Annotated in this window: 13 protein-coding genes; 8 read left to right on the top strand and 5 right to left on the bottom strand. The window is 63.5% G+C overall.

Annotated features, from left to right (window positions below; translation table 11 throughout):
• The 5 genes from dmpH to ACYP5B_RS25725 all read left to right on the top strand — a co-directional run.
• A partial coding sequence (gene dmpH / locus ACYP5B_RS25705) for a 2-oxo-3-hexenedioate decarboxylase (RefSeq protein WP_459571576.1) occupies nucleotides 1-739 on the top strand: 739 nt, incomplete at its 5' end.
• A 47-nt stretch (nucleotides 740-786) separates the two neighbouring features.
• On the top strand, nucleotides 787-1,002 hold the full coding sequence (locus tag ACYP5B_RS25710) for a 2-hydroxymuconate tautomerase (RefSeq protein ID WP_459571615.1): 216 nt from the start codon (nucleotides 787-789) through the stop codon (nucleotides 1,000-1,002).
• 28 nt (nucleotides 1,003-1,030) lie between these two features.
• Nucleotides 1,031-1,975, top strand: a complete 945-nt coding sequence (locus tag ACYP5B_RS25715) for an acetaldehyde dehydrogenase (acetylating) (RefSeq protein WP_459571577.1) — start codon at nucleotides 1,031-1,033, stop codon at nucleotides 1,973-1,975.
• 20 nt (nucleotides 1,976-1,995) lie between these two features.
• Complete coding sequence (gene dmpG, locus ACYP5B_RS25720) at nucleotides 1,996-3,033, top strand: 4-hydroxy-2-oxovalerate aldolase (protein WP_459571578.1); 1,038 nt, start codon at nucleotides 1,996-1,998, stop codon at nucleotides 3,031-3,033.
• Between the two features lie 156 nt (nucleotides 3,034-3,189).
• Nucleotides 3,190-4,281: a porin gene (locus ACYP5B_RS25725; RefSeq protein ID WP_459571616.1), complete on the top strand. Its 1,092-nt coding sequence runs from the start codon at nucleotides 3,190-3,192 to the stop codon at nucleotides 4,279-4,281.
• Between the two features lie 174 nt (nucleotides 4,282-4,455).
• Here the strand turns inward: ACYP5B_RS25725 and ACYP5B_RS25730 are convergent, their stop codons facing one another.
• The 5 genes from ACYP5B_RS25730 to ACYP5B_RS25750 all read right to left on the bottom strand — a co-directional run bounded on the left by ACYP5B_RS25730 (nucleotide 4,456) and on the right by ACYP5B_RS25750 (nucleotide 9,275).
• On the bottom strand, nucleotides 4,456-5,322 hold the full coding sequence (locus ACYP5B_RS25730) for a fumarylacetoacetate hydrolase family protein (protein ID WP_459571579.1): 867 nt from the start codon (nucleotides 5,320-5,322) through the stop codon (nucleotides 4,456-4,458).
• A 36-nt stretch (nucleotides 5,323-5,358) separates the two neighbouring features.
• Nucleotides 5,359-5,910 (bottom strand): VOC family protein, encoded by a 552-nt coding sequence (locus ACYP5B_RS25735; RefSeq protein ID WP_459571580.1) that lies wholly within the window; start codon nucleotides 5,908-5,910, stop codon nucleotides 5,359-5,361.
• A gap of 44 nt (nucleotides 5,911-5,954) precedes the next feature.
• Complete coding sequence (locus tag ACYP5B_RS25740; RefSeq protein WP_400094121.1) at nucleotides 5,955-6,998, bottom strand: CDP-6-deoxy-delta-3,4-glucoseen reductase; 1,044 nt, start codon at nucleotides 6,996-6,998, stop codon at nucleotides 5,955-5,957.
• 313 nt (nucleotides 6,999-7,311) lie between these two features.
• On the bottom strand, nucleotides 7,312-8,232 hold the full coding sequence (locus ACYP5B_RS25745; RefSeq protein WP_459571581.1) for a LysR family transcriptional regulator: 921 nt from the start codon (nucleotides 8,230-8,232) through the stop codon (nucleotides 7,312-7,314).
• A gap of 164 nt (nucleotides 8,233-8,396) precedes the next feature.
• Nucleotides 8,397-9,275, bottom strand: coding sequence for a LysR family transcriptional regulator (locus ACYP5B_RS25750; RefSeq protein WP_459571582.1), 879 nt, complete (start codon nucleotides 9,273-9,275; stop codon nucleotides 8,397-8,399).
• Between the two features lie 106 nt (nucleotides 9,276-9,381).
• On the opposite strand from ACYP5B_RS25750, the gene ACYP5B_RS25755 reads away from it, so the two are divergent.
• The 3 genes from ACYP5B_RS25755 (at nucleotide 9,382) to ACYP5B_RS25765 (ending at nucleotide 12,890) form a co-directional block, all read left to right on the top strand.
• A complete protein-coding gene (locus ACYP5B_RS25755) occupies nucleotides 9,382-10,452 on the top strand; it encodes an alkene reductase (RefSeq protein ID WP_400094116.1) in 1,071 nt (356 codons plus the stop codon).
• A 106-nt stretch (nucleotides 10,453-10,558) separates the two neighbouring features.
• Nucleotides 10,559-11,143, top strand: coding sequence for an isochorismatase family protein (locus ACYP5B_RS25760; protein WP_459571617.1), 585 nt, complete (start codon nucleotides 10,559-10,561; stop codon nucleotides 11,141-11,143).
• A 151-nt stretch (nucleotides 11,144-11,294) separates the two neighbouring features.
• Complete coding sequence (locus ACYP5B_RS25765) at nucleotides 11,295-12,890, top strand: MFS transporter (protein WP_459571584.1); 1,596 nt, start codon at nucleotides 11,295-11,297, stop codon at nucleotides 12,888-12,890.
• The last annotated feature ends 24 nt before the right edge of the window (nucleotides 12,891-12,914 follow it).

Below are 12,914 nucleotides of genomic sequence, written 5' to 3' on the forward strand. Positions count from 1 at the left end.
CGCCGAGCGCAACCGCGAGCCGGTGCGCAAGATCACCGACAGCCATCCCGACATGGACTGGGACGACGCCTACGCCATCCAGGACGCGATCCGGGCACGCAAGGAAGCACGCGGCACCCGCATCGCCGGCCTCAAGATGGGGCTGACCTCCTTCGCCAAGATGCGCCAGATGGGCGTGACCGATCCAGTCTACGGTTTCCTGACCGACTACGGCGCCTGCATGGACGGCGGCGCCATCGACACCGCGTCGCTGATCCACCCCAAGGTGGAGGCCGAGATCGCCTTCGTGCTCAAGCATCCGCTCAAGGGGCCGGGTTGCCATATCGGCGACGTGCTGGCCGCCACCGACTTCGTGCTGCCGGCGGTGGAGGTGATCGACTCGCGCTACGAGAACTTCCGCTTCGACCTCAAGAGCGTGATCGCGGACAACACTTCGTCGGCCCGCTTCGTGGTGGGCGGCACGCATCGCAGCGCCGAGGGGATCGATCTGAAGAACCTCGGCGTGGTGATGGAAAGGAACGGCGAGGTGGTCGCCACCGCCGCCGGTGCGGCTGTGCTGGGCCATCCGGCCAGCAGCGTGGCCATGCTGGCCAACATGCTCGGGGCGCGCGGGCGCGAGCTGCCGGCCGGCACCTTCATCATGACCGGCGGCGTGACGGAGGCCATCGCGGTGGCGGCTGGCGACAACATTACCGTGCGCTACCAGCACCTGGGCACGGTATCGATGCGGTTCGTCTGATGGCAGCGCAGGTCAGAGGGAGCAAGACTGCGTGTTCCCAATGACATCTGAAATATGACAGGAGCAACACCATGCCCATCATGCAAGTTTTTTTGATCGAAGGCAGGACCGATGAACAGAAAGCCCGCCTGATCGGCGCGCTGACCAACGCCGCCGTGGAGTCGATCGGCGCCCCGCGCGAAACCGTGCGCGTGCTGATCACCGAAATGCCCAAGGCGCATTTCGGCATCGGCGGCAAATCGGCCAGGGAATTGGGCCGCTAATGGACTGCGGCGGCAAGGGAGAGTCAGCATGGATATGAAAGCAGGCAAGCACAAGGTAGCCATCATCGGCTCGGGCAATATCGGCACCGACCTGATGATCAAGGTAATGCGGCATGGCCGCCATCTGGAGATGGGCGCGATGGTCGGCATCGATCCCACCTCCGACGGTCTGGCGCGCGCCGCGCGGCTAGGCGTGCCGACGACCGCCGGGGGCATCGAAGGCCTGCTGGCGATGGAGAGCTTTGGCGATATCCGCATCGCCTTCGACGCCACCTCGGCCGGTGCGCACGCGCACCATAACCAGTTGCTGCAGCAGCACGGGGTGCGGGTGATCGACCTGACGCCGGCGGCGATCGGCCCCTATGTGGTGCCGGTGGTCAACCTGGATCAGCACCTGGAGGCCAGCAATATCAACATGGTGACCTGCGGCGGCCAGGCCACCATCCCGATGGTGGCGGCGGTATCTCGCGTGGCCAAGGTGCATTACGCGGAGATCGTGGCCTCGATCTCCAGCAAGTCTGCCGGGCCGGGCACGCGCGCCAATATTGACGAGTTCACCGAGACCACCAGCCAGGCGATCTGCTCGGTAGGCGGTGCAGCGCGTGGCAAGGCCATTATCGTGCTGAACCCCGCCGAGCCGCCGCTGATCATGCGCGATACGGTGTTCACGCTGTCCGATCCAGCCGACGAGGCGGCTATCGAGGCGAGCATTGCGGAGATGGCGCAGGCCGTGCAGGCCTACGTGCCGGGCTACCGGCTCAAGCAGCGCGTGCAGTTTGAACGCATTCCCGCTTCTGCGCCGCTGAACGTACCGGGCATCGGGCCCGCCAGCGGATTGAAGACCACAGTGTTCCTGGAAGTGGAGGGCGCCGCTCACTACCTGCCGGCCTATGCCGGCAACCTCGACATCATGACTAGCGCCGCGCTGACCTGCGCCGAGCGCCTGGCCGAGACCAGCCTGGCAGCCATCTGACCGTGCACGAGGAGATAGACATGGATCTGAACAAGAAGCTTTATATCTCGGACGTCACCCTGCGTGACGGCAGCCACGCCATCCGGCACCAGTACAGCCTGGACCACGTGCGCCGCATTGCCGCCGCGCTGGACGCAGCGGGGGTGGACTCGATCGAGGTCGCGCACGGCGACGGCCTCTCTGGCTCGAGCTTCAACTATGGCTTCGGCGCGCATACCGATGTCGAATGGATCGCCGCGGTAGCCGATACCGTGCGCCACGCCAAGGTGGCGACGCTGCTGCTGCCCGGCGTGGGCACGTTGCACGACCTGCGCGCCGCCTACGATGCCGGCGCGCGCGTGGTTCGCGTGGCCACGCACTGCACCGAGGCGGATGTATCGCGCCAGCATATCGAGTACGCGCGCGAGCTTGGCATGGACACGGTGGGCTTCCTGATGATGAGCCACATGACCACGCCCGCCGCGCTGGCGCAGCAGGCCAGGCTGATGGAAAGCTACGGCGCGCAGTGCGTCTACGTGGTCGATTCCGGTGGGGCCCTAAACATGAGCGATGTGCGCGACCGCTTCCGCGCATTCAAGGACGTGCTCAAGTCCGAGACCCAGACCGGCATTCACGCACACCACAACCTGAGCCTGGGCGTGGCCAACTCCATCGTCGCGGTGGAAGAGGGCTGCGACCGTGTGGACGCGAGCCTGGCCGGCATGGGTGCGGGCGCAGGGAACGCGCCGCTGGAGGTGTTCATCGCAGCCGCCAGCCGGCTGGGTTGGAAGCACGGCTGCGACCTCTACACCCTGATGGATGCCGCTGACGACATCGTACGCCCGTTGCAGGACAGGCCAGTACGTGTGGACCGAGAAACCCTGGCCCTGGGCTACGCCGGTGTTTACTCGAGTTTCCTGCGCCATGCCGAAGCCGCAGCAGCACGCTACAAGCTGAAGACCGTCGACATCCTGGTGGAGCTGGGGAAGCGTCGCATGGTCGGTGGCCAGGAGGACATGATCGTCGATGTGGCGCTCGACCTGGTTACGCAGCGAGGCGGAGAACACGCCGAAGCTTAGCGACAGCCTTCGCCGTGGATTGACAGACCTGGCGAATCTCGGACGTGCCGGGTCATGCCGGCACGTACGGCTGGGCATTTGCCACCTTGACGGAGGCCTGGTGGCGCTCTCGCAACGTCAGCCAATAACTATATGACAGCGAATGGAGGAGGAAACATGAGGATTCGTAAGATGGCCGCTGCGCTCCTGATGGCAGCTCCCGGATTGGCCGCCGCGCAGAACGCGACGTTATATGGCGTCGTCGACACCGGCATCGCCTTCGTCAATGGCGTCGGCCAGGCACGCGACACCCAAACCTTCATGCCTAGCCTGACCGGTACCGTTCCGTCCCGTTGGGGCTTGCGCGGGAGCGAAGACATCGGCGGCGGCAACAAGGCGATCTTCTGGCTGGAGTCTGGCTTCCTGCCAGACAGCGGTGCGTCGGGCCAGGGAGGGCGCCTGTTCGGCCGCCAGGCGCTGGTAGGCCTCTCCGGGCGCTGGGGGCAGGTGGCACTCGGGCGCCAGTACACGATGCTCTTCTGGGCCATGGCCGAGCCCGACATGCTTGGCCCAAATCTCTTTGGTTCCGGATCGCTCGACAGTTACATACCGAATGCGCGCGCGGACAATGCCGTGTCCTACAAAGGCACCTTTGGTGGCCTGACGGTTGGCGCCACCTACAGCTTCGGTCGCGACACGGTCAACGCCGGCCCGAGTCCGGCCGGCACCAATTGCGCGGGGGAGAACCCGGCAGACATGCGATCGTGTCGTGAGTGGTCGGCGCTCCTGAAATATGATGCGGCGCGCTGGAGCGTAGCGGCGGCCTACGATTCGTTGCGAGGCGGGCCTGGTGCCTTTGCTGGCCTGACAAGCAGCGCCCTCACGGACGACCGGCTTTCCCTCAACGGGTATTTCATGGTGGGAGAGGCGAAGATCGGAGGCGGATGGCTGCGCCGCGACAACCGGGCCAGCGCGACGCCGCGCAGCGACCTCTATTACCTTGGGACATCCTACCCGATCACGCCGACGATCAGCGTCGATGCAGAGGCCTATCACCTTCGCTTTCACAACAGCCCGAACAAGGCATGGATGTTCGCGGGCCGCGGCACCTATGCGTTCTCAAAACGGACATCCGTGTATGCGACGGCAGGCTTTATCGACAATCTCGGAAACCTCGCTTTGTCCGTCAACAGTGGCCAGGCCGGTACCAACCCGGTGCCAGGTGGAAACCAGCTTGGCGCAATGGTCGGCTTGAAGCACATATTCTAGGCGAGCGGCTTTTGCACGGCGCCGGGGAGCGCGCATGGAGCCGCGTGAAGCGGGACGGCCGGAAATGTTGCTTAGAACAATTCCGGCCGATTTTGTTGTCAAAGCTCATGCACGCAAGCCGTTTCCACTTTCCACCCTGGGTCTGTCACGTGCGCCGGCGCGGCCCGCCAATCTCTACGCTGCTTGCGCGATCGTGAACTCGAACTCGCCAATGTTTTCGATCCACTGCTTGACGACATCGCCCGGCTTCAGGAAGTCCATGTTCGGCATGCCGACCCCGGCCGGCGTACCCGTCAGGACAACGTCGCCCGGCAGGAGCGTGACGCGCGAGGACAGATGGGAGATCTGGTCGGCGATGTCGAACAGCATCTGATTGGTGTTGGAATCCTGCTTGAGCTTGCCGTTGACCCACAGTTTCATGCTCAGGTTCATCGGGTCGCCGATGCATTGCGCAGGCGTGATGGCCGGACCCATCGGGCAGGAACCGTCGAATGACTTCTGGCCGATCCAGTCATAGCGGAAGGGCGAGCTCTCTGCCACTTCGGGGCGGAAGATGTGGTCGCGAGCGGACAGGTCGTTGGCGACGGTATAGCCAGCTACATGGTCAAGTGCTTTGTCCCGCGGCACATCCTTCGCAGGCTTGCCGATGACGACCGCCAGTTCCACCTCCCAGTCGAGCATCTTCGACCCGCCGGGCAGCGCCACCTTGCTGCCGGGGCCCACCACGCTCGAGCCGGTCGCCTTGAGTGAGTGCCAGGGCTTCTCGCCGCTTCCCTTCGGATCGGCGTTGATGTTGAGATTTAGACGCGCTTTCATTTCCTCTACATGGTCCTTGTAGTTCGCTCCCGCGAAATAGATGTTCCGCGGCGCCGGAAGCGGGGCAACCAGTTGGGCATGCTTCACGTCCTCTCGCTCGGCCAGATTGGGGCCAAGCGTCGCGAGTCTTGCGCAAGCGTTGGACCAGTCCGCGAGCACTTCGAGCATGTCGTTGTAGGCGCGGGATTGGTAGATTTTTCCGTTGGTCATCATGCCGGTGCGCACGCCATCGGGCACCTTGAAAGTAACGAGCTGAATCATTTAGTCTGCCTTTCCGAAGATATTGAGTTCAGGAAGCGCGTTGAGGTCGACTTTTTCGTCGTCTGAGAATCGGTCCCCGAAATCGAAGAAGTCGTCATGTTGGAATCCGTTAGCGTAGTACTGGATCTCCCACCAGTTGTGGTCCAGGTCTTCCAGGTAGAACGAGTACACGCTGTGCTGCTCTTGCGGTTCCAGCACCTGGCGGATCTTGTATTGGTCTTTGTACTTGAGCGCCGCCTGGTAGGCAGCGTCCACGCTGTCGCGCGACTTGACGTCCAGCCCCCAATGGTTAAGCACGTTGCAGGGATGGACCGCCTCGCCGACTTCCACGCACACAATGTGAAAGCGCATACCCAGGCGAACCGACATCGACGGTTTGGCGTGGCGGCGGCACTCCAGGCCGAGGAACTCATCGTAGAACTTGCGGGACGCCTTCAGGCTGTAGCATTCCAGGGTGCCATGTCCCAGGCAGAAGGGCTTTACGAGCGAATCGCGCTCCGGGACGGGCACGGTGAAGTCCGCGGGAATGGCGTCTTCGATGTTGATTTCCATTGTGTTATCTCCTCCATATTGGCGGTCAGATCAAGCCGGTCAGCTCAAGCTGCGGCTTTCTGCCTGTCTGCTTCGTTGATGAAAGAATCGGCGTAGAACTCGCCTTCCGGAAGGCCGCACCGCACCGTAAAATCGCGGCGGGCGGAATCGACGACGACCGGCGCGCCGCAGGCATACACCTGACAGGCGGACATGTCGGGGAAATCTTCCATGACCGCCTCGTGCACGAATCCGCTGCGACCAGTCCAGTTGCATCCCGGGGTGGCGTCACTCACGACAGGAATGAACTTGATGTGGTCGTGGTCGGCGACCCATTTCTCGACAAGCGCAGCCATGTAGAGGCATGCGCGTGTGCGGCCGCCCCAGTAGAGGGTGATGGGACGCGTGTTTGCGCACACGATGCTGTAGTCGATGATGGACTTGATCGGTGCGAAGCCGGTGCCCGAAGCAAGCATGATCATCGGTTTGTCGCTCCGCGCGCGCCAGTAGAAGGACCCGAGCGGCATTTCCAGCATCATGGTTTCGCGCAGCCTCATCGTGCTGAACACGTGTTCCGTGAAGCGGCCACCGGGAACGAGGCGGACGTGCAGGTCGAACTGCCTCACACCTTCGCTGACGGGGGCGGTCGCGATCGAGTAGCTGCGCCGCGTGCCGTCCTTGAGCAGGAAGTCAACGTACTGGCCGGCCTTGAAGACGGCCGGCTCGTTGGGCGGCAGGCCGATGGTGACCAGCATGACGTCTGGCGCTACCCTTTCGAGATGCAGTACGCGGCACGGCAGACGGCGCACCGGGAAAGCTTCCCCGGGGTCCAGTTCGCGGACTTCGATGCTGCAGTCGCCGATGGCTTTGGCCGAGCACAGCAGCGCCTTGCCGGCGCGCTTGTCGTCGTCGCTGAGGTAGGTCGGGTGGACATTGCCGAAATCAACCTTGCCTTGCTTGACGGTGCCGCGGCAGGTGTTGCAGGCACCTGAGCGGCAGCTGTAAGGCATGAGGAGGCCGGCAGCCAGGCCGGCCTTCAGGATAGTCTCGCCGTCGTCGCACTGGAACTGGTTGCCACTGGGCAGCAGGGTGATCGTGTGCCTGGTCATGACAAAAACTCCCAAGCCACTGCAATCGGGGAATTGGGCGATGCCGTGGCACGCGCAGACATAAGCGCTGACGGCTGCAGGTCCGATGTCTTCATTGCGTCTCCTCCTTCTTCGGGAATGTGATGGGAGGTTAGGGCGCGACCCGCGGTGCGTCTATGCAGTAGCGTCAATGTAAGTTATTGGCGCAGTGAATACCGGGGGAAAGAAGTCGTAAGGTGCGAGGCAGAAATCACCGGGATCAGGCCGGCTAGCGGATGAAATGTGCTCTGCAAGCATTAACAGAGCATTGATCCTGGCAATGTCGTCCGGAGTGTCAGGCAGCAGAAAACAGGCTCTTGAACTGGGCGCGCAGCCACTGATTGGCAGGGTCGTGGTGATAGCGTGCGTGCCAGTACTGGAATATCTCGATATGCGGAATCTCGAACGGCAGGTCGAAGACCTGCACGGCGGCCGTTTCGCAGAACGCCTGCGCCAGCACGGACGGTACGGTCATGATCAGGTCGGTGCTGGAGATGATCTTCGGGATGCCGAGCGAATTCGCTACGCGCAACGCGACGCGGCGCCGCACGCCGTGTTTCATGAACTCCTGCGCGAGGAGCGCTTCCAGCGCGGCGTGATTGCCGAGTGTGGGCACGTAGGAGATGTGCGAGGCGCTCAGGTAGGCGGGGAGGGTAAGGGTCCCGTCTATATGGGGATGCCCCATGCGCGCAACGGCGACGTAATGACCTGTCGCCACGCGCTGGCGAAAAAAGTTCGGCCCGAAATCCGAGAAATAGCCAATCACAAGGTCGACGTCGCCATTGGGCATCGCCGCCTGCGCCTGCTGCGATGTCATTTCGATAGCCTCAAGGTCTACCCGGGGCGCAATCTCGGCGAAGCGGGTGACGATCTTCGGCAGGAAGACGCGTTGTCCCATCTCGTTCATGCAGATGGAAAAACGCCGGCAGGAAGTCATCGGGTCGAAGTGCCGCTTGTCCTCGATCGCCCGGCGGAGTTGTCCCAGCGCTTCCTGGACCTGTTCCGCCATTTGCAAGGCCAGCGGCGTCGGCCTCATGGCGCCGTCAGAACGCACGAACAGCGGATCGCCGAAGAAATTCCGCAGGCGCGCGAGCGCGTTGCTCGTGGAAGGCTGGGTCAGCCCCATTTCCTCCGCGGCCCTGGACACGCTGCCAACGCGGATCATCGCATCAAAAACGAGCAGGAGATTCAGGTCCAGGGAGTAGAGCTTGTTCATCGTCGCATCGGGGGGCGAATTGATGGTATCAATATTAGCTCGCGGCACGCGGCACGCGGGAGGAGGGAGGAGGGAGGAGGGAGGAGGGAGGAGGGCTGAGCCACGGGCGCGTCAATCAAACTCCGGACGCGTTACGATCGATTGCGCCTCCGGGGAGAGGGGCGTTACTGCCCCAAGCGCTCCCGCAGGAACTCGATGAAACGCAGCGTCTTTGCGGGCAGCAGGCGCGTCTCGGTGATGGCATAGACGGGGAGTGGCGTTGCCTGCCACTGTGGCAGCACGCGACGCAGTAGCCCATTGGCCACGTCGTCGCCGATGATGGCTTCCGCCAATACGGCGATGCCGAGGTCGAGCGCGGCCAGGCGCCGGATCATGCCAACGCTGTTGAGCAAGAACCGGCCGCCGACCGCGACCTCAACCGTTTTCGTCGCGTCATGCAATGTCCATGCGCTGGCCTCCGTCGTGCGCAGGCGCAGACACTCGTGCCGCACGAGGTCGGCCGGCTGGCTTGGCTCGCCGAAACGTTCAATATATTGCGGCGAAGCGTAAAGATAGCGTGGCACAAGGGCGAGCCGGCGCGCGATCAGGTTCGAACTTGGCGGCTCCCCAATGCGGATCGCGACATCGACCGGCTCGGCCACCAGATCGACGCGCCGCGACGTGAGGTCGAACTCGAAGCTGATGCCGGGATAGCGGCTGGCGAATTCCGCGATCAGGGGTGCCAGGAAGACATTGGCGAAATCCACCGGCAGCGACGCGTGCAACACGCCGCTCGGCTGCGCCAGGAGCTCGCCGAGCTGCTCGTGCGCAAGCCGCGCCTCGTCGACGATGCGCTTGCAACGGTCGAAATAGATCTGGCCGGCCTCGGTTGGCTCGATCTTGCGCGTCGTGCGGTGCAGGAGCCGTAGCCCGATGGCCTTTTCCAGGCTGGTGATGCGGCGCGACAACGTCGAGTTCGGCATGCCGATTGCCTCCGCCGCACGGCGAAAGCTCTTGGCTTTGACGACCTCGACGAACAGGGCCATGTCGTTCAGCAGTTCCATCTTGATTGCTCCATTGGTGGATCAATCAATTCAATCTTGCCATATTTATCCCGTGGATGGTTTGCTGGATCATGCTCTACATCAACCAATCACTTCGGAGCACAGCATGAACCAGCTATTCACCCCCATTCGCATCGGCCGCCATTCCCTGCCCAACCGCCTGGTCATGGCCCCGATGACCCGTTCGCGCGCCGATGACGCGGGCGTGCCAGGCGACGTTGTCGCCACCTACTACGCGCAGCGCAGCGGCGCCGGCCTGATCGTCAGCGAAGGCGTCTATCCCTCCGAGACAGGCAAGGGCTATGTACGGACCCCCGGCATCCACAATGACACCCAGGTGGCGGCCTGGAAGCGCGTGACCGAGGCTGTGCACGCCAACGGCGGACGTATCTTCATGCAACTGATGCACAGCGGGCGCATCTCCCACCCGTCGCTGCTGCCGGGCGGTGCGCTGCCGGTGGGGCCGTCGCCGATCAAGCCGGCCGGCCAGACCTGGACCGCCGACGGCCTGCAGGATTTCATCACCCCGCGAGCCCTGAGCGTGGCCGAGATCGCCGACGTTGTTGCGGACTACCGCCTGGCGACGCGCCGCGCCCTGGCAGCCGGCTTTGACGGTGTCGAACTGCATGCCGCATCGGGCTATCTGCCCGAACAATTCCTCTCGTCCGGCAGCAATCAGCGCCAGGACGAGTATGGCGGTTCCGTCGCCAACCGCGCCCGCTTTGTGCTGGAAGTGCTGGAGGCGATGGTGGCTGAGGCCGGCGGCGACCGCGTCGGCATCAAGATTTCGCCGGAAATGGGCTTCAATGACGTCATCGACGCCACGCCGCAGGAGACTTACACGTACCTGGTCGAGCAAATGCGCCGGCTCGATCTCGCATACCTGCACGTCGCCCTGTTCGGCGCCAGCGTTGACTACCACGCGCTGCTGCGGCCGCGCTTCGATGGCGCTTACCTGGTCGGCGGCGGACTCGATCAAACTGCCGCCGAGGCCCTCCTGGCTTTGGGGCGCGCCGACGCCACTGTTTTCGGTAGTGCCTTCCTGGCCAACCCGGACCTGCCCGAGCGCTTGCGCCAGGGCGCGGCGCTCAACGCTCCCGACAAGGCGACGTTCTACACGCCCGGCGCGCAGGGTTACACCGACTACCCCGCCTTGAGTGCGGAAGAAACTGCCTGAGGACTGCCGCCATGCCAGCCATAGCCCGCCTGCAGCGCGTGAACCATGGCAGCCGAGACCGGCAAGACCGTGCACATGCTGCAGTTAAAACCCTAGGAGAATCATGATGACTTACGAGAAATTCAGTGCCGACAATGCCGCCTTGCTGCTGATCGATCACCAGGTCGGCACCATGGGCTGGGTGAAATCCATTTCGTTCGAAGAGATGAAACGCAATGCGCTGATGCTGGCGCAGGCAGCTCGCATCCTGAAGCTGCCGGTTGTGCTGACCTCCAGCATGGAAGAGCACGCGCAAGGGCCGCTGCTGAGCGAACTGGAATCAATCCTGCCGTCCGAATTCGCTGCCCGCATCCAGCGGCTTGGCATCGTCAATGCCATGGATGACGACAATTTTGCCGCGGCTGTCAAGGCAACCGGGCGCAGGAAGCTGATCATTGCCGGTGTCACCAATGACGTGTGCACGGTCTATCCCGCGCTGAGCCTGGTGCGCGATGGTTTCGAGGTACAGGTAGTCGCCGACGCGGGCGGCTCGCCGAGCAAGATGGCCGACGACATCGCCCTGCGCCGGATGGAGCGCGGCGGCGTAACCCTGACCAGTACCAACCAACTGATCGCGGAACTTGCCGGTAGCTGGGCCACGCCAGAAGGTGGCCAGTTGGTACAGGTGCTGATGGGGGCGCTGCAAGCTTGAGAAAAAGCAGGTACCGAATGAAATCGTCCTGGCGGACCGGTTGATGGGAGCATCTTAATTCTCCATGTACTGCCGTGGCGTGGAAGCCACTCCCATTCCCGCAACCCTGTCCTATAATGATTGACTCCACAATCATTGATGGAACAACAAAATGATTTCGCAGCCTCGCGAGGCGCATAGCAGCGGGCAGGTGCTGCCATTCCGCGAATCCCTGCTGGCCATGCTGGGTATCGCATTCGTGGTGATGTTGGTAGCACTTGACCAGACCGTGGTCGGCACCGCGCTGCCTACCGTGGTGGCGGAACTGCAGGGGTTCGAGTACTACGCCTGGGTGGCGACGGCCTATCTGCTGATGTCGGTGATCACGGTGCCGATTTTCGGGCGGCTGGGCGATTACTACGGGCGAAAGCCCTTCGTGATGGCGTCCATCGTCGTGTTCACGCTGGCTTCCGCGCTGTGCGGCATGGCGACTAGCATGCCGTTCCTGGTGCTGGCCCGTGGGCTGCAGGGCATTGGCGGCGGCATGTTGGTGGGCACTGCCTTTGCCTGTATCCCTGACCTGTTCCCCGATTCGCATGTGCGCTTGCGCTGGCAGGTGATGATGAGCGCGGCGTTCGGCATTGCCAATGCGGTGGGGCCGTCGCTTGGCGGCGTGCTGACCGAGGCCTACGGCTGGCGCTCGGTGTTCTACGTGAACTTGCCGGTGGGCTTGCTGGGGTTGTGGTTTGCCTGGCGATACCTGCCGCACTTGCGCCAGCAGACCAATACCGGCGCGATCAAGGTGGATTGGCTCGGCGCGGCGTTGATCGGCGTGGGGCTGGGCGGCTTGCAGTTGTGCGTGGAGCTGATGCCCGAGCGTGGGTTTGGGCTGGTCACCGGCGGATTGCTGTTGATGTCGGTGTGCGCACTGGTTGGCCTATGGCAATGGGAGCGCCGCACGCCGAACCCGATCCTGCCGCTGGAGATGTTCCGCAATCCAGGGCTGGCGCCGTTATTCCTGCTGGCCGTGTTCGTCGGCTTCGCGATGTTCTCGCTGCTGCTGTACGCGCCGCTGCTGTTCCAGGGTGGCTTTGGCTATTCGCCGAAGGAGGCAGGCGTGCTGGTGACCCCGCTGGTAGTGTGCATCACGGTGGGCAGTATCATCAACGGGCGCATCATCACGCGCATCCGGCAGCCTAACAATATGCTGTATGCGGGATTCGCCATGCTTGCGCTGGCCTGCCTGGGCCTGTCCCAGGCGACGCGCGGGATGTCGCATCATCTGTTGCTGGGCATGATGTTGCTGTGTGGCTTCGGGCTGGGCTTCATCATGCCCAACCTGACGGTGTTCGCGCAGCAGACCGCGGGCCGCGAGCATCTGGGCATTGCCACGGCGATGCTGCAGTCGCTGCGCATGGTCGGCGGCATGATCGGTACCGCCGTGGTGGGCACGCTGGTCACGCGCAGTTACCTGAGTGGCGTGCACGATGCGCTGCAGAGCGCCGGTGCCGGCCAGTGGCAGGCGCGCATGGCGGACCCGCAGATCCTGATCGACCGCGCGGCGCAGGCCAGCCTGCTGTCGCAGCTGGAGGCGGCCGGACATAATGGCGCCCTGTTGCTGGAGCAGGCGCGGCTGTCGCTGGTCGGGGCCATCCACATGGGGCTGGCGCTGGCCGCGGTGATCGCGGTGCTGGGCCTGTGGCGTTCGCGGCGGGTGCCGCCGATCAAGCTGGAGCGTGCCGTCAAGCCGGTCATGGCAACGGAGTAGGGCGCCGGACTAGCCGATAATGTC

It is taken from the genome of Cupriavidus sp. 8B (assembly GCF_054589115.1).

Bases quoted from the DNA above. Each gene is read 5' to 3' on its own strand.
- ACYP5B_RS25765 (WP_459571584.1), top strand. From the start codon at position 11,295: ATGATTTCGCAGCCTCGCGAGGCGCATAGCAGCGGGCAGGTGCTGCCA.
- ACYP5B_RS25735 (WP_459571580.1), bottom strand. From the start codon at position 5,910: ATGGAAATCAACATCGAAGACGCCATTCCCGCGGACTTCACCGTGCCC.
- ACYP5B_RS25715 (WP_459571577.1), top strand. From the start codon at position 1,031: ATGGATATGAAAGCAGGCAAGCACAAGGTAGCCATCATCGGCTCGGGC.
- ACYP5B_RS25750 (WP_459571582.1), bottom strand. From the start codon at position 9,275: ATGGAACTGCTGAACGACATGGCCCTGTTCGTCGAGGTCGTCAAAGCC.
- ACYP5B_RS25725 (WP_459571616.1), top strand. From the start codon at position 3,190: ATGAGGATTCGTAAGATGGCCGCTGCGCTCCTGATGGCAGCTCCCGGA.
- ACYP5B_RS25745 (WP_459571581.1), bottom strand. From the start codon at position 8,232: ATGAACAAGCTCTACTCCCTGGACCTGAATCTCCTGCTCGTTTTTGAT.
- ACYP5B_RS25755 (WP_400094116.1), top strand. From the start codon at position 9,382: ATGAACCAGCTATTCACCCCCATTCGCATCGGCCGCCATTCCCTGCCC.
- dmpG (WP_459571578.1), top strand. From the start codon at position 1,996: ATGGATCTGAACAAGAAGCTTTATATCTCGGACGTCACCCTGCGTGAC.
- ACYP5B_RS25740 (WP_400094121.1), bottom strand. From the start codon at position 6,998: ATGACCAGGCACACGATCACCCTGCTGCCCAGTGGCAACCAGTTCCAG.
- ACYP5B_RS25760 (WP_459571617.1), top strand. From the start codon at position 10,559: ATGACTTACGAGAAATTCAGTGCCGACAATGCCGCCTTGCTGCTGATC.